The sequence below is a fragment of the Mycobacterium sp. NGS27 genome, from assembly GCF_059813005.1.
In genome coordinates, this window is sequence record NZ_JCALDT010000011.1 from 82,049 (window position 1) to 100,699 (window position 18,651).

The 18,651-nt window shown below is 68.1% G+C and carries 19 protein-coding genes; 9 read left to right on the forward strand and 10 right to left on the reverse strand.

The window, feature by feature from the left end; translation table 11 throughout:
- Positions 1 to 47: 47 nt before the first annotated feature.
- The 6 genes from AC5Y30_RS23710 to AC5Y30_RS23735 are packed head-to-tail and all read right to left on the reverse strand — an operon-like array spanning position 48 to position 5,537.
- The gene (locus tag AC5Y30_RS23710; protein ID WP_499921496.1) at positions 48 to 635 is read right to left on the reverse strand and encodes a suppressor of fused domain protein; all 588 of its coding nucleotides are present in this window, start codon (positions 633 to 635) and stop codon (positions 48 to 50) included.
- Positions 632 to 1,810 (reverse strand): ABC transporter ATP-binding protein, encoded by a 1,179-nt coding sequence (locus AC5Y30_RS23715; protein ID WP_499921498.1) that lies wholly within the window; start codon positions 1,808 to 1,810, stop codon positions 632 to 634. The genes AC5Y30_RS23710 and AC5Y30_RS23715 overlap by 4 nt, the downstream gene beginning before the upstream one ends.
- Before the next feature lie 4 nt (positions 1,811 to 1,814).
- Positions 1,815 to 2,654 (reverse strand): carbohydrate ABC transporter permease, encoded by an 840-nt coding sequence (locus tag AC5Y30_RS23720; protein ID WP_499921500.1) that lies wholly within the window; start codon positions 2,652 to 2,654, stop codon positions 1,815 to 1,817.
- Positions 2,644 to 3,531 (reverse strand): carbohydrate ABC transporter permease, encoded by an 888-nt coding sequence (locus tag AC5Y30_RS23725; protein WP_499921594.1) that lies wholly within the window; start codon positions 3,529 to 3,531, stop codon positions 2,644 to 2,646. The genes AC5Y30_RS23720 and AC5Y30_RS23725 overlap by 11 nt, the downstream gene beginning before the upstream one ends.
- Before the next feature lie 44 nt (positions 3,532 to 3,575).
- The gene (locus AC5Y30_RS23730; protein WP_499921502.1) at positions 3,576 to 4,988 is read right to left on the reverse strand and encodes an extracellular solute-binding protein; all 1,413 of its coding nucleotides are present in this window, start codon (positions 4,986 to 4,988) and stop codon (positions 3,576 to 3,578) included.
- A gap of 24 nt (positions 4,989 to 5,012) precedes the next feature.
- Positions 5,013 to 5,537 (reverse strand): YflT domain-containing protein, encoded by a 525-nt coding sequence (locus tag AC5Y30_RS23735; RefSeq protein ID WP_499921504.1) that lies wholly within the window; start codon positions 5,535 to 5,537, stop codon positions 5,013 to 5,015.
- Between the two features lie 224 nt (positions 5,538 to 5,761).
- On the opposite strand from AC5Y30_RS23735, the gene AC5Y30_RS23740 reads away from it, so the two are divergent.
- The 5 genes from AC5Y30_RS23740 to AC5Y30_RS23760 all read left to right on the forward strand — a co-directional run bounded on the left by AC5Y30_RS23740 (position 5,762) and on the right by AC5Y30_RS23760 (position 11,040).
- Positions 5,762 to 6,388: a DUF4190 domain-containing protein gene (locus AC5Y30_RS23740; RefSeq protein WP_499921505.1), complete on the forward strand. Its 627-nt coding sequence runs from the start codon at positions 5,762 to 5,764 to the stop codon at positions 6,386 to 6,388.
- A 71-nt stretch (positions 6,389 to 6,459) separates the two neighbouring features.
- A complete protein-coding gene (locus AC5Y30_RS23745) occupies positions 6,460 to 7,767 on the forward strand; it encodes a magnesium transporter MgtE N-terminal domain-containing protein (protein WP_499921507.1) in 1,308 nt (435 codons plus the stop codon).
- Entirely contained in the window at positions 7,764 to 8,306 is a 543-nt protein-coding gene (locus AC5Y30_RS23750) for a DUF1003 domain-containing protein (RefSeq protein WP_499921509.1), read from the forward strand. The genes AC5Y30_RS23745 and AC5Y30_RS23750 overlap by 4 nt, the downstream gene beginning before the upstream one ends.
- Before the next feature lie 107 nt (positions 8,307 to 8,413).
- A complete protein-coding gene (locus AC5Y30_RS23755; protein ID WP_499921510.1) occupies positions 8,414 to 9,820 on the forward strand; it encodes a lytic transglycosylase domain-containing protein in 1,407 nt (468 codons plus the stop codon).
- 62 nt (positions 9,821 to 9,882) lie between these two features.
- Positions 9,883 to 11,040: an Mrp/NBP35 family ATP-binding protein gene (locus AC5Y30_RS23760; RefSeq protein ID WP_499921512.1), complete on the forward strand. Its 1,158-nt coding sequence runs from the start codon at positions 9,883 to 9,885 to the stop codon at positions 11,038 to 11,040.
- Between the two features lie 33 nt (positions 11,041 to 11,073).
- Here the strand turns inward: AC5Y30_RS23760 and tatB are convergent, their stop codons facing one another.
- From tatB to sigE, 4 genes are all read right to left on the reverse strand, one after another.
- A complete protein-coding gene (tatB, locus tag AC5Y30_RS23765; protein ID WP_499921513.1) occupies positions 11,074 to 11,490 on the reverse strand; it encodes a Sec-independent protein translocase protein TatB in 417 nt (138 codons plus the stop codon).
- Positions 11,490 to 13,004, reverse strand: a complete 1,515-nt coding sequence (htrA, locus tag AC5Y30_RS23770; RefSeq protein ID WP_499921515.1) for a serine protease HtrA — start codon at positions 13,002 to 13,004, stop codon at positions 11,490 to 11,492. The genes tatB and htrA overlap by 1 nt, the downstream gene beginning before the upstream one ends.
- 143 nt (positions 13,005 to 13,147) lie before the next feature.
- Complete coding sequence (gene rseA, locus AC5Y30_RS23775) at positions 13,148 to 13,543, reverse strand: anti-sigma E factor RseA (protein ID WP_499921517.1); 396 nt, start codon at positions 13,541 to 13,543, stop codon at positions 13,148 to 13,150.
- A gap of 129 nt (positions 13,544 to 13,672) precedes the next feature.
- Positions 13,673 to 14,428, reverse strand: coding sequence for an RNA polymerase sigma factor SigE (gene sigE, locus AC5Y30_RS23780; protein WP_499921519.1), 756 nt, complete (start codon positions 14,426 to 14,428; stop codon positions 13,673 to 13,675).
- A 201-nt stretch (positions 14,429 to 14,629) separates the two neighbouring features.
- On the opposite strand from sigE, the gene AC5Y30_RS23785 reads away from it, so the two are divergent.
- The 4 genes from AC5Y30_RS23785 (at position 14,630) to AC5Y30_RS23800 (ending at position 18,646) form a co-directional block, all read left to right on the forward strand.
- Positions 14,630 to 15,298 (forward strand): O-methyltransferase, encoded by a 669-nt coding sequence (locus tag AC5Y30_RS23785; protein WP_499921521.1) that lies wholly within the window; start codon positions 14,630 to 14,632, stop codon positions 15,296 to 15,298.
- Positions 15,299 to 15,424: 126 nt separating this feature from the next.
- Positions 15,425 to 16,063, forward strand: a complete 639-nt coding sequence (locus AC5Y30_RS23790) for a TetR/AcrR family transcriptional regulator (protein ID WP_499921522.1) — start codon at positions 15,425 to 15,427, stop codon at positions 16,061 to 16,063.
- Positions 16,053 to 17,006, forward strand: a complete 954-nt coding sequence (locus AC5Y30_RS23795) for an ABC transporter ATP-binding protein (RefSeq protein ID WP_499921523.1) — start codon at positions 16,053 to 16,055, stop codon at positions 17,004 to 17,006. Before AC5Y30_RS23790 ends, AC5Y30_RS23795 begins: the two co-directional genes overlap by 11 nt.
- Positions 17,003 to 18,646: an ABC transporter permease gene (locus AC5Y30_RS23800; RefSeq protein WP_499921525.1), complete on the forward strand. Its 1,644-nt coding sequence runs from the start codon at positions 17,003 to 17,005 to the stop codon at positions 18,644 to 18,646. The genes AC5Y30_RS23795 and AC5Y30_RS23800 overlap by 4 nt, the downstream gene beginning before the upstream one ends.
- Positions 18,647 to 18,651 lie beyond the last annotated feature (5 nt).

The window sequence follows — 18,651 nt, forward strand, 5'->3', positions numbered from 1 at the left end:
CCCGAATCGTCGGCGTGTCGCGGACTTTTGCGTCTGCTGGTCCGTCATCAGCGGGGTTGTGCCGCTGGGCGTTTCGGATCCAGCACGTCGACGCCGTCGTTCTCCCACGCCTGGCGCATCGCCGCGGCGCCCTTGAGCCGCACCCACGCCGCTTCGGTCGCGGTGATGGGAGTCGCCGACAGGAACTGCACCGGGTCGCGGGGCGGGTCCAGCGGCAGATCGCCAATCCCGCTGCGGCCCAACAGGACAGCGGTGAACGGCACGCGCGAAGAAGGGGACGCCCAGATCGGCGAGCCGAGATCGATCAGCGCGTCGGCGCCCAGCACCACACCGTCGACGGCCGGCGTCGCCGCCAGGATCGCCATGCTGCGCGCAACGCCGGTCACCGGACCGGGATCGCGCAACTGCAGCACGATTTCGGCGCGCGGACCGCGCAAGGGATCGGCGATGTCGAGCGTCGGTTCGGTCATCGGGTGGCGCGAGCATCCGAGCGTGACGTAGTGCACCGTGTGGTCCGGCTCGCGGAAACGCAACACCTCGATGGTCTCGGTGCCCAGAAACGTCACGCTCGCCGCATCGGGCGCGACGTCGGTGAAGTAAGCCCGCAGGTGTGCGCGCACCTGATCCGACGTCACGGTGACTCCGACGGCGCGATCGTCAGGTTGACACCGGAATCCGCATCGAAGACCACCAGCTTGGCGGGGTCGAACGCCAGCTCGATCGGTTGTCCGATGGCCGCCTTCGATTCTGCGGGAACCCTTGCCACGAACTGGTTTTCATGGGCGTTCGACTCGGCGGCCAGGTCGTCCAACTGAGCCGAGTGCGCGGCCCACGCCGCGGTGGAGAAGTAGACGTACTTGTCAGCGCCCAGCGACTCGACCAAGTCGACCTTCACCTGGAAGGTCAGCGCCCTGATGCGCTGGTAGCCGTCGATCAGCGCGGCGTCGGACAGATGCTCGGGGCGCACGCCGACGATGACGTTCGCGGGTTCCGGATGCCGGCCGATCACCTCTTGGATTTCCGGGGCCAGCATCACCTCGCCAAACGGCAGCTTGAGTCCAACGGGCGTCAGCGTGGCGGGAAAGAAATTCATCGCCGGCGAGCCGATGAAGCCGGCGACGAACAGGTTGGCGGGCTGCTCGTACAGCTCGTCCGGTGTGCCGATCTGTTGCGCGACACCGGAATGCATCACCACCACGCGGTCGCCCAGCGTCATGGCCTCGGTCTGGTCGTGCGTGACGTAGACCGTCGTGGTGCCCAGCCGCTTCTGCAGCCTGGCGATCTCGCCACGCATCTGAACCCGCAGTTTCGCGTCCAGGTTGGACAGCGGCTCGTCCATCAGGAACGCCTTGGGATGGCGCACGATGGCGCGACCCATCGCCACCCGCTGTCGCTGACCGCCCGACAACTGCGAGGGCTTGCGGTCCAGAAGATCGGTCAGGTCAAGGGTTTTGGCGGTCTCTTCGACCTTCTGGGCGATCTCGGACTTCTTCATCTTGGCCAGCGTCAGGGGAAAGGCGATGTTCTGCCGCACCGTCATGTGCGGATACAGCGCATAGGACTGGAACACCATCGCGATGTCGCGGTCTTTGGGCGCCTTCTCGTTCACCCGTTCGCCGCCGATGCGCAGCTCGCCGGACGAGATGTCCTCCAGCCCCGCAATCATGTTCAGCGTCGTGGTCTTGCCGCAGCCGGAAGGGCCCACCAGGATCAGGAATTCGCCGTCGGCGATGGTGAGGTTCAGGTCATGCACCGCCGTGGCGCCGTCGGGGTAACTCTTGCTGACGTGATCCAGCGCAATCTCGGCCATCGAGTTATCCCTTCACCGCGCCGGAGGTCAACCCGGCGACGATTCGTCGTTGGAAGATTAGAACAAACACGATGATGGGAACCGTGATCACGACGGCACCCGCCGCGATCGAGCCGGTCGGCTCCTCGAACTGGGAACTGCCGCTGAAGTTCACGATCGCCACCGGTGCGGTGATGGCCGCTTTGGTGGCCGTCAGCGTCAACGCCAGCAGCAGATCGTTCCAGGCGAAGATGAATACCAGGATCGCCGCCGTCACCACGCCGGGCGCCGCCAGCGGCACGATCACCTTGCGGAACGCCTGAGCCGGCGTCGCGCCGTCCATTTTCGCCGCCTTCTCCAGATCCCAAGGGATCTCCCGGAAGAAGGCCGACAGCGTGTAGATCGCCAGCGGCAGCGCGAAGGTGATGTACGGCAGGATCAGGCCGGGCCAGGTATCGAACAAGCCGATGAATCGTTCGATGTTGAACAGCGGTGTCACCAGCGAGATCGCTGGGAACATGGTGATCAGCAGGGTGGTCCCCACCAGCAACCGTTTGCCCGGAAAGCGCAGCCGGGCAATGGCATACGCCGCCATCGCACCGAGCACCACCGCGATCACGGTGGTGATCAACCCGATTCCCACGGAGTTGATCAGCGCCGAGCTGAAGAAGTCGCCGCGAAAGATGCCGCGATAGTTGTCCAAGGATGCCGATGACGGAATCAGCTTGCCGTCCTTGACCGTTGAGCTCGGTTTCAACGACAGGCTGAAGATCCACAGCACCGGAACGAGCGCGTACACCGCCACCAGGGTGTCGATGACGGCCCAGATGGCGGTGCGCCGGGCACCCGCCCCGTTAGCTGCCATCGACGTCGCCCCCGGGCGCCGCCGCGCCGAACATCTTGATGTACACCCACGCGATCAGACCGGCACACAGGAAGATCAGCACGCTGATGGCAGAGCCGAGGCCGACATTGAAGCCCTTGAACAGGTTGTCGTAGCCGAGCATCGACACCGATCCGGTGTTGTTGGCGCCGTTGGTGATCACGTAGATGTTGTCGAAGATGCGAAACGCGTCCAGGGTCCGGAACAACAGGGCGACCACCACAGCCGGTTTGATGATGGGCAGCGTGACTCCGGTGAGCCGCCGCCACGCGCCGGCCCCGTCGACTTGGGCGGCTTTCAGTAGATCTTCTGGGACCAGTGCCAGGCCGGCCAGCAACAGCAGCGACATGAACGGCGTGGTTTTCCAGACCTCGGCGAGGACGACGATCGCCAGCGACGGGATCTGATCGGTCAGCGGCGCACTGCCCTGCGGCAACAGGTTCGCCAGATAACCGGTGCCCGGCGTCCACGCGTAATACCAGCTGTAGGACGCGACCACGGTGACGATGCCGTACGGGATCAGGACCGCGGTGCGCACCAGGCCTTTGCCGACCACGGAGCGGTGCATGACGAGCGCCAGCGCCAGGCCCAGGACGAACTCCAGGGACACCGAAACCACCGTGATGCCCAGGGTCACCGCCAGCGCGGTCCACCAGTACCGGTCGGTCAGGATCGTCACGTAGTTGTTCAGGCCGACGAACGCGGTGTCATTGGGGACGGCAAGGTTGTTGCGCTGCAGGCTCAACCACACGGCGTAGCCGATCGGATACGCCGTCACCACCAGCATCAGGATCGCCGCCGGTGCGACCAGAAGGAGTGCCAGCCGCTGTTCGGGCGGCCTGCCGCGCAGTCGTGGCATCGCGGAAGGCGTTCGCGCGGCGCCGGTTTCGGGGACAGCGCGCGTCACGGAAGCAATCCTTTTCCGTCGATCGCCTTCTGCACCTGGGTGCTGAGCTCGTCGGCGGTCCGCTCGGGGTCGATCTGGGCGATCGGGCTCAGCGTCGCGGCGAGCCGGATGGCCACACCCTGGTACACCGGCGTCGCCGGGCGCACCGCGGCATCGGTGAGCTGCCGGCGAATGATGGTGTACATCGGGTACTTGCTCTGGAATTGCGGATCGGAATACAGCGACGTGCGCACCGGCGGCAGGCCGCCTTCGATCGATACGTACTTCTGGTGCGCCAGATTACGCAGGCAGCGAATGGCTTCGAATGCTTCGGCACGGTGACGGGTGGTGCTCGCCACCGCCAAATTGGCCCCGCCGATGGTCACCTTGGCCGGACGGCCCGGCGCCACACCGGGATACGGCGCGAAGCCGAACACCTGCTGGCTGGCTTGATAGGCAATCCGGAACTGCTGGTCGTTGGGCACGAACGTGCCGGCGGCGTTGAGGCTGCCGGCCAGCTCCGGATTCCGGTTGAGCGGCAGGAAGGGCACCCCGCCCTTCACCGCGTTCTCCAGCATGGACGCCAGCGCGTATGGCCAGTTGACGGCGAGCGCGGCCCGACCTTGCTCGACCGCCAACCGCGCGGTGCTCTCGTCGGTCCGGCTGATCGACGGATCGGCGCCGGGCGCGACGGCCACCGACTTGAGGATGCGCAGCGCGTTGACGGTGGCGGCCCGGTGCACCGGCGTGTCGGTGAGCGTGACGCGGCGCCCGTCCTCGGAGAGCACCTGGCCGCCCCCGCTGACCAACAGCGAGTTGAACCAGACGACAAGACCTTCGCCCTCGTTGGCCTGCACGCCGATCCAGCTGGGCTGCCCCGCGTCGTGCAATCTGGTGGCCTCGGCCACCATGTCGTCCCAGGTTCGCGGCGGCTGAGACACCAAATCGGGCCGATACCAGAGCAATTCGGTGTTGGTGGTGACGGGGGCTCCGAACAGCTTGCCTTGCCAGCGCGCAGTCGACAAAGGCCCCGGCAACGTGTCCGCCGTCGCGTCGGCCTCGGCTCGCCCTGCTGGATCGTCGGACAACGGCACCGCCCAACCGGCCTCGGCGAACTCGGCCGTCCACACCACGTCCAGCGACATCACGTCGAGCGTGCGGTCGTGTCCGGTCAGCCGGCGGGCCAGCTGCAAACGCTGCTCGCCGGGGGCCCGGGGCAGGCTGATCTGCTGGATGGCGAAGCGGCCAGTGAATTGTTTCGTACAGTCCTGGGCCACCGCGGTGAACGTCGCACCGTCGGCGGCCGTCGTGTAGAAGCTGATGACCAGCCCGTGGCCCCCGGAACCGCACGCCGCCAGCCCCCCGGCGATGATCGCCGTCGCGAGCGCGATTGCGCCCGTCCGGCGCACGCGCCCGCGCCGACTCACCACTGCTTCACACCTCTCGCGCGCGCCTCAGATCGCCAAGCGCGCCAACAGGTCCCGCGCCTTCTCTGCGTTTTGCGGATCACAGAGCACGTCGTACCGCCCGGCTACCAACTGCATGGTCGAGCTGAAATCCCTTGTGCCGCGGGCCATCGAATAGGGAACAGCGGAAGTGATCAGCCCGAAGAAGACACCGGCGACCAGACCCGTGGCCAGCGCCCCCCACGGGTTCGGGCTGAAGAAGCCCAGCACGAGGCCGATGAACAACCCCAGCCACGCTCCGCTGAGCACGCCGCCGCCGAGCACCTTCGGCCACGTCAGCCTGCCGGTGACCCGCTCCACCTGCATCAGGTCGACGCCGACAATGGTCACCTGCTGCACCGGGAACTGCTGGTCCGACAGGTAGTCGACGGCGCGCTGCGCCTCGGCGTAGGTGGGATAGGACCCGACCGGCCAGCCCCGCGGCGGCGTCGGCAGTCCCGGCGTCCCACGGCGCCCCGCCGCGCCCGGAGGCGTAGCGCCGGGAACCTGCCCCGGCTGGAAAGGATTAGTCATCGCCGCTCATTGTCCTCCGCGTCGGCCGTGGTTTCATCTCAAGCCTGTCCACCCTATCCACCGACGTTTCGTCACCTGCGAAAACATGCTGCGTCCCGCGTTGCAAAGTCGGGCCCCGGCCGCGACGAGCCGGGATTTCGCTGCTGCCGGCCCCGAAATGTCGGTGTGCCCGTCGGCGATTCGCGGCGGCAACCGCCACCTGCGCATGGGCTAGGTTGAACACCATGACAGCACCCGGGCGCGGCTTCGGCGAGGGTGGCCACGACGACAAGGCCGACTCGCCCGCCGGCGGCGCGGCCGGCGAGCAGCCGGACGCGACCGCGCCCTGGCATCCGCCCGCCGCGCCGCCGCCCGAATCCGCGCCGCCGTACCCGCCGCCAAACCCCGAACACGTATCCGGCTATCCACCGCCGTACCCGCCGCCCGTTGCTCCGCCGCCCGGGTACGAGCAGCCGCCGGGCTATGGCGCACCGGCCTATCCGCCGCCGCCTCCGCCCTATGGCGGCCCGCCCACCTACGGGCCGCCCGCTTATTCGGGCGGCTTCTACCCGACGCCGGATTATCAGGGCGGCTACTACCCGACGCCCGATTATCACGGTGGCTATGGATCTGTCCCGCCCCAGAAGCCTGGGACGAACGCGCTGGCGATCGCCTCTCTCATCTCTTCGTTCACCGGCCTGTTGTGCTGCGTCGGGTCGATCGTGGCCATCGTGCTCGGTGCGATCGCCGTGAGACAGATCAAGCGAACCCGGCAGGACGGCTTCGGCCTGGCGGTTGCCGGCATCGTCATCGGAATCGCCACGCTGGGCGTGACTTTGGTGTTTTTGCTCTTCGCGATGCACACGCGTTAGCGCATCAGACCCAGCTCGGCCGCAGCGGGGTTGTCTGTCACCGGGCCGACGGCTGCCTAGGCTTTACTTCCATGGGATCGGTCAGCAGGGTGTACGTCGCGCGGCTGGCGCGGATGTTGGTGTTGGGTCCGCTCGGCGAATCCGTCGGCCGAGTGCGTGATGTCGTGATCAGCATCAGCATCGTTCGCCAGCAACCGCGGGTGCTCGGACTGGTCGTCGACCTCGCGACGCGGCGCAGCATCTTCATCCCGATTTTGCGCGTCGCCTCCATCGAGCCCAACGCCGTGACGCTGAGCACCGGCAATGTGTCGTTGCGTCATTTCGTTCAACGGCCCGGGGAGGTGCTCGCGATCGGCCAGGTGCTCGACACCGTCGTCAAGGTCAACGACCCCGAATTGCCCGAGTTGGCCGGCCTGGACGTGGTGGTCACCGACCTGGGCATCGAGCAGATCCGAACGCGCGACTGGATGGTGAGCCGGGTCGCCGTGCGCAGCCAGCGCCGGCTGGGACGGCGGGGCCCCGTCCACGTCGTCGACTGGCACAGCGTGCAGGGGTTGACGCCCTCGGCCCTGGCGCTGCCCGGCCAAGGCGTGGCGCAACTGCTGGACCAGTTCGAGGGCCGCAAACCGGTCGACGTGGCCGACGCCATCCGCGGGCTGCCGGCCAAGCGTCGCTACGAGGTGCTCAAGGCGCTCAACGACGACCGGCTGGCCGACATCCTGCAGGAACTGCCCGAGCTGGACCAGGCCGAGGTGCTCTCGCAGCTGGGCACCGAGCGATCCGCCGACGTGCTCGAGGAGATGGACCCCGACGACGCCGCCGACCTGCTCGGCGTGCTGAATCCGACCGATGCGGAAATGCTGCTGACCCGCATGGATCCCGGGGATTCGGCCTCGGTGCGCCGCCTGCTCACCCACTCGCCCGATACCGCGGGCGGATTGATGACCTCGGACCCGGTGGTGCTGACGGCGGACACGGCCGTCGCCGAGGCGCTGGCCCGCGTCCGCGATCCGGATCTCAGCATCGCGCTGTCGTCCATGGTGTTCGTGGTGCGGCCGCCCACGGCGACGCCCACCGGGCGCTACCTGGGTTGTGTGACGCTGCAGCGACTGCTGCGGGAGGCACCCGGCGAATTGGTCGGTGGGATCGTCGACAGCGACCTGCTCACCTTGACGCCGGAGACGCCGCTCGTCTCGGTGACCCGCTACCTCGCCGCGTACAACCTGGTGTGCGGACCCGTCGTCGACGACCAGAACCATCTGTTGGGAGCGGTCACCGTCGACGACCTGCTCGATCACCTGCTGCCGCACGATTGGCGGGTGGATATGCAGGAACTCGACACCGCCGGCCGGCTCGAAGGACTGGGAGGACCCGCGTGAGCAAGTCCACGACACCACGGGGGCTGTACACGCCCCGGACGTCGCGCAGGTACTCGCCGCGGCTGGATCCCGATACCGTCGGGCAGTTCACCGAGTCGATCGCACGCTTCTTCGGCACCGGCCGCTACCTACTGCTACAGACGGTCGTGGTCTTCGTGTGGATCGCGCTGAACCTGTTCGCCGTGGGACTGCGCTGGGACCCGTATCCGTTCATCTTGCTGAACCTGGCCTTCTCCACGCAGGCCGCCTACGCGGCGCCCCTGATCCTGCTGGCCCAGAACCGCCAGGAGAACAGGGACCGCGTCGCACTGGAAGACGATCGCCGCCGGGCCGCGCAAACCAAGGCCGACACCGAGTACTTGGCCCGCGAACTAGCCGCCGTGCGACTGGCAGTCGGCGAGGTGGTGACGCGTGAATACCTGCGCCACGAGCTCGAGGATTTGCGCGAGATGTTGGCTGGATTGCAGCCGGAAAGCGCAGCTGGCGACACGATTTCGGACGGCGACGCCCTCGAGCGAACGACTAAGAAATCCAGGTGAGAACCATTTCGACCATTGCGCCACTCGTGTCACAAGAGTTATGTATGGTGATCTGGTTCACCGAGCTAACAGAAAGTTGACCCAGCTCACACATCTAGGACGGTCGAGTGCGCATAGGGGGAAGCCGGGGTGAAAGCCCCGCCGCCGCGTCTCTGCGGCAGCGAGCACTTCGGAACACGCGCAAGCCGATTTTCGGCGTGGCAATGATTGCTCCATTGGTCTTCGCGGGGGCGGTCAGCGCAGCGGCTCCCTCCCTTCCGGTGCGAATGCCGCCGCGGCATGCCGCCGTCACCCCGGTGGCCGCGGTCTCCCCGACCTTCCCCGATCTCACCGGGCCCGCCGTCGTCGCGATGGACCGGGGCCCCACCGCCTTTCACGTCGCCGGGCCCGCGTTGTCCGCTCCGCCGCCGGCGATGATCGTGAATGCGCGTGGCGCACTGGGCATTCCGAGCATCGCGCTCGCCGCCTACCGCAATGCGGAACAGAAGATGGCCGTCGCCGCGCCGGGCTGCGGCGTCAGCTGGAACCTGTTGGCCGGAATCGGGCGCATCGAGTCGGGCCACGCGGGCGGCGGTGCGGTCGACTCACGCGGCACCGCGATCACCCCGATTTACGGTCCGTCCCTGGACGGTTCGCTGCCCGGCAACGAGACCATCATCCAGAGCAGCGCGGGCAACCGCGTCACCTACGCCCGCGCGATGGGGCCGATGCAGTTCCTGCCGGGGACGTGGGCGCGCTACGCCTCCGACGGCAAGGGCGACGGCGTGGCGGATCCACAGAACATCTTCGACTCCACCCTGGCGGCCGCCCGATACTTGTGCAGCGGCGGACTCAACCTGCGTGAGCAGTCGCAAGTGCTGACCGCGATCCTGCGCTACAACAACTCGATGCCCTACGCGCAGAACGTATTGGGCTGGGCGGCGGCCTACGCCACCGGCGTCGTGCCCGTCGACCTGCCGCCGATGACCGGGCCGCCGCCGCCGCTGGGCGACGCGCACCTCGAGCACGCCGAAGGGCTCGGCCCCAACCTGCCGATGAACATCAACGGCCTGCCGCTCGACGACCCGCTGGCCCGCATTCCGCTGATCGACTTGAGCAGCCCGGGGCTCCCCGGTTCCCAGCCGACGTTCCCGTGGATGACGCCCGCGCCTGCGCAGGCGCCCGCCCGGGTTCCCGGTTGCACGGTGATCTGCATCGGTTCGCAGGGCACGCCACCCACGGGTCCGGCGCAGCCGTTCGCACCTCCACAGCCATTCGGTGCCCCGCCACCAGCGGCGCCGGCGCCGTTCGGCGCCCCGCCCCCTGCGCCGCCGCCGATCGCGCCCCCGGCGCCGCCGCCGTTCGGCGCACCACCCCCGGATGCCGGCCCACCGCCGGCGCCCCCGGTCGCGGCGTCAACGCCCCCAGCCGCCGCGCCCTCCCAGGCGGCGCAGGCGCCCAAGTCCGCCGGCCCGTCGGGCGCGGCGCCCGGCGTCCTCAAGCCGAAGCACCCGGGACCGGTTTCGGCCAGCTAACCAGCCCGTGGCGAAGGGTCGCCGCGAAACCGGATCGTCGCGCACGCCTACACTCGGCGGTGATGTCCCGCCATGACTCTTCCGATTCAGCAGCCGACCTGAGCGCGGCGATCCGCACCGCCCTGGGCAAGGTGATCGACCCCGAACTGCGGCGTCCGATCACCGAACTCGGCATGGTCAAGAGCATCGACACCGAGCCAGACGGCGCGGTGCATGTCGCGATCTACCTGACCACCGCCAGCTGTCCGAAGAAGACCGAGATCAGCGACCGCGTCAGCCAGGCGGTCGCCGACGTCCCGGGCACCGGCGCGGTCAAAGTCACCCTGGACGTGATGAACGACGAGCAGCGCACCGAGTTGCGCAAGCAGTTGCGCGGCGATGCCCGCGAGCCGGTTATCCCGTTCGCCCAACCGAATTCGCTGACCCGGGTCTACGCCGTCGCGTCCGGGAAGGGCGGGGTCGGCAAGTCCACCGTCACGGTCAATCTGGCGGCGGCGATGGCGGCCCGCGGCCTGTCGGTCGGGGTGCTGGACGCCGATATCCACGGCCACTCCATCCCCCGGATGATGGGCACCACCGACCGGCCCACCCAGGTCGAGTCGATGATCCTGCCGCCCATCGCGCACGAGGTGCGGGTCATCTCCATCGCTCAGTTCACCGAGGGCAACACCCCGGTGGTGTGGCGCGGGCCGATGCTGCACCGCGCGCTGCAGCAGTTCCTGGCCGACGTCTACTGGGGCGATCTCGACGTGCTGCTGCTCGACCTGCCGCCGGGGACCGGGGACATCGCCATCTCGGTGGCGCAGCTGATCCCGAACGCCGAGATCCTGGTGGTGACGACGCCGCAGCTGGCCGCCGCCGAGGTGGCCGAGCGGGCCGGCAGCATCGCGCTGCAGACCCGGCAGCGCGTCGTCGGCGTCGTGGAGAACATGTCCGGGCTCACCCTGCCCGACGGCTCCACGCTGCAGGTGTTCGGTGAGGGCGGAGGCCGGCAGGTGGCCGAGCGGCTCTCCCGGGCGGTCGGCGCCGACGTGCCGCTGCTGGGGCAGATCCCGCTGGATCCCGAGCTGGTGGCCGCGGGCGATTCCGGCACGCCGCTGGTGCTCAGCGCACCCGATTCGCCGGTCGGCAAGGCGCTGCGCGGAGTGGCCGACAGCTTGTCGTCGCGCAAGCGCGGGCTCGCCGGCGTATCGCTGGGGCTCGACCCGACGCGGCGCTGAGGCTCTGACGACGCCCGCGGCGCGCGGTGGCGCTCAGGTCGCGTCGGCGTCGAATGGCGTGTGACCGCTGGGCCGCTGTTCGGCCGCCATCGCCTGGCCGTTCGCCGCGGCGGAGTCCGACGGCGCGATGTGCGGCGGCGCGCCGTTGACCGGTTTGTCGAAGCTGCCGGTCAGGAAGGAGTCGTCGCCGTCGAGCAGATGCTTGGTCAGCGCCGCACGCGGCGTCATGCCTCGTAGCTTCTGCAGTTCGCTGAGCGGAACGCGCAGCTCGTCGAACTCCGGGCCGAGGTCCTCGCGCAGCTGATTGGTCACGCCGCTGAGGTAGTCACGCGCCTGACGCAAGGCGTTCGACGTCCACCGGATGGCGCCCGGCAGCCGCTCCGGCCCAAGGACCACCAGCCCGACCACGACGAGGACGAGCATGTGCTCCCAGCTCAGGCTGCCGAACATCAGCTGCCGTCAGGGTCTGGTTTGACGGTCAGCGTGACGTGCCGGCCGTCGCGGACGACCTCGATCGGGGAATCCTGGCCGATGGTCAACTGCCGCACGGCGACGACGAACTCGTCGGCGTCGGCCACCTTGCGGTTACCGACCTTGACGACGACGTCGTTCTCCAGGATTCCGCCCTTTTGCGCGGGGCTGCCGGCCTTCACGTTCGCCACCTGGGCGCCGGAGGCGATCGCGTTGCTCACCGACCGGGTGCTGACCCCCAGCGTGGGGTGCACGATCTTGCCATCCTTGATCAGCGTCTCGGCGACCTGCTTGGCCTCGTTGATCGGGATCGCGAATCCCAGCCCACTTGCGCTGTCGGACAACGACTTACCCGCGGTATCGATGCCGATCACCTGCGAATCCATGTCGATCAACGGACCGCCGGAGTTGCCATGGTTGATCGACGCGTCGGTCTGCAGCGCGTCGATCACCGTGTCGGTGTCCGAGCCCTCCCCCGACAGCGGCACCGGTCGGTGCAGCGCGCTGATGATGCCGTGCGTCACGGTGCTGCGCAGGCCCAGCGGCGCACCCGCGGCCAGGACCTCGTCACCCACCCGCACCTTGTCGGAATCGCCGAGGCGCGCCACCGACAGATTGTCGACGTTGTCGACCTTGAGCACGGCCAGGTCGGTCTTGGGGTCGCGGCCGACCAGGTTCGCCGGCACCTCTTTGCCGTCGTTGAACACCACCGTCGTCTTGAACTGGCTCGGGTTGTTCGCCGCCTCGGAGATGACGTGGTTGTTGGTGACGATGTAGCCGCGGCCGTCGATGACCACGCCGGAGCCCTGCATGCCCTCCTGGTCGCTCTTGGATTCGATGGTCACCACGGAGCCCGCCGTCGCGGCGGCCACCTTGGCGAAGCGTCCGGCCGGGCCTTCTCCGTTGCCGTTCGTCGACAACGTCACCTTGGAGGTGGTGAACGCCTCGGCGACCTCGGCCGTCTTGCGACCGATCACGCCGCCGAGCATGCCGATGACCAACGCGATCAGCAGCAAGACCAACAGCGCGAGGTAGGACACCTTGCCGCCGAACAACACGTCGCGCACACCAAGTTTGCCGCCGTAGCCCAGCGCGGTCCCGGACCGCGAGGGCGCGACCGCCGGGGTGCCCAACGCCGCCGCGGCCCCCGGGTCTCGCCAGGGATCGTCGAGTTCTTCGGGCTCGGCACCGTCTTTCTCGGCGGCCAACGCGTTGGCGTCCACCGGATGGCGCTGCAGCGAGTCGGGGCTGCCGTCCGGACGGTGGAACGCCTCCTGCAGGACAGGGTCGGCCGGTCGGTCGCTCGGCCGGAATTCGGCCTGGTCACGGTACTTCTGCGGACGGACCCGTTCGGCCACGAACGACCCGCGTAGGCCGGCGGGACGACCGAACTCCCGGCTCGATGCGGGGTCGACCGGCGGACGCGAGATGGGGCGCGGCGCCAAGCGGCTACCGCTGTCTTTTGCTTGGTCGTAGCCTTGGTCGGAGGTCACGTTATCCCTTTGGATCCTCTACTTGAGCGCTCGAGACAGGCCTTTGCCAAGCGAAACCCGCGGCACCGGCGTTGTCCGTGTCCACCCTAGTATCCACGGCGCGCCGCCGGTCGGCATGAACCGCGTGTGGGGTGGGCTGGACGCTACCGGCGCTTGCGCCGCTCACGTCCGTCACGGTCGGCGAAGCGGTCGGTTGCCTGCGCGGAGGAGTCGTCGGGCGACTCATAGGGAATGTCGGCGAGCATGCCGAGCAGCGTGCTGGGGATGCGGATGGGGCACGAATCGCGCAGCGCAGCGCGCGCCCGGCTCTGGTCCTCGACCTCGCGCGCACACTGGGCGCACAACGACAGATGATGCGCGGCCCGCAGGTGCGCGTTCATCCGGAGCTCGCCGTCGACGAACGCCGCGATCGCTTCGACGGACAGGTGCTCGGTGGATCCGAACTGGCGCGGTGCCCCGATGGGCGCGTCGCTCTGGGAGGCGAACTGAGCGGGGAGCCAGGAAAACGCGCGACGGAACACATGTCCACGATCGGGCATCACCAACTCCTCGCCATTCATTTCTTAACGCCGCCTTATTCGAATGTAACGCGAGAGGGCGCGCGATGCCGAGGCCAAGACCGCAAAGCCGCTGAATAGCTGCCCGACCGTTAGGCGGGCGGTCGGCGATTACGCCGACTTGGCGCGCACGGCGTCGTGATCGGGATGCGCGGCCAGGTAGTCCCGCAGCGCCTGGCGGCCGCGGTGAATGCGGCTGCGGACCGTGCCCAGTTTGACGCCCAGCGTGGCACCGATCTCCTCGTAGGACAGACCCTCGATGTCACACAGCACGACGGCGGCACGAAATTCCGGCGGCAGCGAATCGAGCGCGGCCTGCAGGTCGGGGCCCAGCCGGGAATCGTGGTAGATCTGCTCGGGGTTCGGTTCGTCGGCGGGCACCCGCTCGTAATCCTCGGGCAGCGCCTCCATCCGGATGCGCGAGCGCCGGCGCACCATGTCGAGGAACAGGTTCGTGGTGATGCGGTGCAACCACCCTTCGAACGTTCCCGGCTGGTAGTTCTGCACCGACCGGAAGACCCGGATGAAGGTCTCCTGGGTGAGGTCCTCGGCGTCGTGCTGATTGCCGGAAAGCCGGTAGGCCAGCCGGTACACCCGGTCGGCGTGCTGGCGCACCAACTCGTCCCAGGACGGCATGGCCGCCTTGTCGCCAGTCGCGTCGAACACCGCAGTCCCTTGCAGCACGTCGGACGGCTCCACCCACTCGTCGGCGGGGAGCTCCTGCGCATGAGACATGCTGGACGGGCTGAGAAGCGTGGTGATGATCAAATCCTCCGAATCCGGCGTGCCGAACAATGGCACTTCGTCACTGGCGGCAACAGGTAGTTCCCATTCGGTATTCCCGGTCCAACGCCCTCCGCGATCCATAGGGCTACCGTCGCGTACCGGAGTATGTGCGGTATATGAACAATCTGAGCTGACCCTGAGAAACCGTATCGTTACCTGCGCTGTGCAGGAGATATCCATCGCGCAGTGACCTTAAACGCAGTTGGACAGTTGGGCGTGTCACCCCGATCTGATTCAGGCGCGCCTGTCGGACTGCGCGCCGAAGTGGAATACGCTGCCCGCATGGACGGCACCGACGCAGAAGCCCCCGGCCAGGCAGCGCCCAGCCGGGCCGAATCGCTCTTCGCGCACGCCGAAAGCTCGATATCGGAAGACGCGCTGTTGGCGGCCGCGCGGGAGCGGGCCGAGGACATCGGCGCCGGCGCGGTGACACCGGCGGTCGGCGCGCTGCTGAGCCTGCTCACCAAGCTGAGTGGCGGCAAGGCCGTCGCGGAGGTGGGCACCGGTGCCGGCGTCAGCGGGCTGTGGCTGTTGTCCGGCATGAGCGACGACGGCGTCTTGACGACGATCGACATCGAGCCCGAATACCTGCGGCTGGCCAAGCAGGCGTTCACCGAAGCCGGCGTCGGTCAATCGCGCACCCGGCTGATCGGTGGCCGCGCGCAGGAGGTGCTCACCCGGCTCGCCGACGAGTCCTACGACCTGGTGTTCATCGACGCCGACCCGATCGATCAGCCTGACTACGTCGTCGAGGGCGTGCGGCTGCTGCGCCCAGGCGGCGTGATCGTGGTGCACCGCGCCGCGCTGGGCGGCCGTGCGGGTGACCCGGCCGCCCGCGACGCCGAGGTGGTCGCGGTGCGGGAGGCGGCGCGGCTGATCGCCGAGGACGAGCGCCTCACCCCGGCGCTGGTGCCGCTCGGCGACGGCATCCTGGCCGCCGTCCGCGACTGATCCGGCCGACTCGGACCGCCCTATTTGCCGCTGACCACCCTTTTTGGGGTGCCCGCCACGCCTTTACGAAATCTTGACGCGTGTCTTCCTTGACCGACGACTGAACGTGCGTTTAATGTCCTGAACATGCGTTCAGCCGACTTGACGGCAGCCGCCCGGATCCGCGATGCGGCCATCGAGCAATTCGGCGAGCACGGGTTCGGCGTCGGGCTTCGCGCCATCGCCGAAGCTGCCGGCGTGAGTGCCGCGCTGGTGATCCACCACTTCGGCTCCAAGGACGGCCTGCGCAAGGCCTGCGAGGACTACATCGCCGAGACCATCCGCGGCACCAAGTCCGAGGCGCTGCAATCCAACGACCCGGCCACCTGGTTCGCCCAGATGGCCGAGATCGAGGAGTTCGCGCCACTGATGGCGTATCTGGTGCGCAGCATGCAGACCGGTGGAGAACTGGCGAACATGCTGTGGCGCAGGATGATCGACAACGCCGAGGAATACATGGAAGAGGGCGTGCGCGCCGGGACGATCAAGCCCAGCCGCGACCCGAAAGCGCGGGCCAGGTACCTGGCCATCACGGGCGGCGGCGGCTTTCTTCTCTACATCCAAATGCATGAAACGCCAACGGATCTGCGCGCAGTACTGCGCGATTACTCACGCGACATGATATTGCCCGCACTCGAGGTCTACACCGAGGGACTGCTGGCCGACCGGACCATGTACGACGCATTCCTGGCCGCTGAAGATCAAGGAGAATCCGATGCCAAGTGACACATCCATTCGTACTGCGCCCATCGAGATCCACGGTCTCACCAAGAGTTTCGGTGCGGTGCGGGCGCTGGACGGCCTGGACCTCACGGTGCAGGAAGGCGAAGTACACGGGTTCCTCGGCCCCAACGGCGCCGGGAAGTCGACGACCATTCGCATCCTGCTCGGCTTGGCGAAGGCCGACGGCGGCAGCGTGCGGCTGTTCGGCGGCGACCCATGGACCCAGGCCGTCGCCCTACACCGTCACATCGCCTACGTACCAGGCGATGTGACGCTATGGCCGTCGTTGACCGGCGGCGAAACCATCGACCTGCTGGCGCGCATGCGGGGCGGCATCGACAAGAAACGGCGCGCCGAGCTGATCGAACGCTTCGACCTGGACCCGCACAAGAAAGTCCGCACCTACTCCAAGGGCAACCGCCAGAAGGTCTCGCTGATCTCGGCGTTCTCGTCCCAGGCCAGGCTCCTGCTCCTGGATGAACCCAGCAGTGGGCTGGACCCCTTGATGGAGAACGTGTTTCAGCAGTGCGTGGCGCAGGCCCGCGACCGGGGTGCGACGGTGTTGTTGTCCAGCCACATCCTGGCCGAAACGGAAGCGTTGTGCGAACGGGTGACGATCATCCGCGCCGGCAAGACCATCGAAAGCGGTTCGCTGAGCTCCATGCGGCACCTGAGCCGCACCTCCATCAAGGCCGAAATGACCGGCGATCCAGGCGATCTCAGCCGGATCAAGGGTGTCGAGGACATCAGCGTCGAGGGCAACACGCTGCGCGCCCAGGTCGACAGCGAAAGCCTGGGCGAGCTTATCCGCGTGCTCGGCGATGCCGGGGTGCGCAGCCTGGTCAGCCAGCCGCCGACCCTCGAAGAGCTTTTCCTTCGCCACTACGACACATCGGACGGCGACGGTCGGCACGGCCGCGACGAGGCCAAGGTGTCGCTGTCATGAGCACCACTACGCTGGACCGGCCATTCGCGTCGGCATCGCCTGTGCCGCAGAAGAGTTCGAGTTTTTCCGGCACGCTCGCCATGTTGCGGCTCTATCTGCGGCGTGACCGGATCTCGATGCCGCTATGGGTGTTGCTGCTGTCGGTGCCGTTGGCGACGGTGTACGTCGGCAGCATCGCGAAAATCTACCCCACCACTTCCGCCCGCGCCGGGTTCCAGGCCTCCATCATGGCCAGCCCGGCCCAGCGCGCCCTCTACGGCCAGGTCTACAACGACAGCCTTGGCGCCGTGGGTATTTGGAAAGCCGGGATGTTTCACACGCTGATCGCGGTGGCCGTCATCCTGACAGTGATCCGGCACACCCGCGCCGACGAGGAGAACGGGCGGACGGAGCTGGTGGATTCGACCGCTATCGGCCGCTTCGCCGCCCTGAGCGCGGCGCTGCTGCTGTCGTTCGGAGCCTCGATTGCGACCGGCGCGATCGGTGCTGTCGGCCTGCTGAGCACCGACGTCCCGGCCGCCGGCTCGCTGGCATTCGGGGCCGCGCTGGCCTGCACCGGCCTGGTGTTCACCGCCGTCGCCGCGGTGGCCGCCCAGCTGTCGCCGAGCGCCCGGTTCGCCCGCGGGGCGGCCTTCTGCGTGCTGGGCGCCGCGTTCACCCTGCGTGCCGTTGGTGACGCCGGTGCCGGCACGCTGTCGTGGCTGTCTCCCCTCGGTTGGTCGCTTCAGGTCAAACCGTATGCCGGCGATCGCTGGTGGGTGCTGCTGCTGCACCTGGTGACGACGGCCGCGCTGACCGCCCTGGCGTATCGGCTGTTGGCCGGCCGCGACGTCGGCGCCGGGCTTGTCGCGGAACGCCCCGGCCCCGCCACCGCGGCGCCCGCGCTGGGCGACGCCTTCGGGCTGGCGTGGCGGCTCGACCGCGCCGCGCTGCTGCTGTGGACAGTGGGACTGTGCCTGTACGGCCTGCTGATCGGCAGCGTGGTGCACGGGATCGGCGACGAGCTGGGTGACAGTGGCGGGGCGCGCGACATCGTCGCACGGATGGGCGGCACCAGTGCTCTCGAGGAGGCGTTCATTGCCGTGGCGTTCGCGATGATGGGCATGGTGGCCGCCGCGTTCGCCGTCTCGCTCACCCTGCGACTTCACCAGGAGGAGTCGAGCCTGCGGGCCGAAACGGTGCTGGCCGGCGCGGTGTCGCGAACCCGTTGGCTGGCAAGCCATCTGGTGATTGCCCTAGCTGGCTCCGCGGTCGCGATACTGGCCAGCGGAATCACCGCCGGTGTCGTCTATGGCGTCGCGGTCGGCGACGTCGGCGCCGAACTGCCCACCGTCGTTGCAAGCGCGGCCGTCCAGCTGCCCGCGGTGTGGCTCTTGTCGGCCGTCACCGTCTGCGTGTTCGGCATTGCGCCACGCCTGACGCCGGTGGCCTGGGGTGTCCTGATCGTCTTCATCTCCCTATACCTGATCGGGTCGTTGGCCGGGTTCTCCCAGTGGTTGCTCGACGCGGAGCCCTTCGCGCACATACCGCGGATCGGCGCCGATTTCACCGTCGTACCCCTGCTCTGGCTGTCGGCCATCGACATAGGGCTGATGACGCTGGGGGCCATGGCTTTTCGACGCCGCGATCTACGCAACTAGGAGCA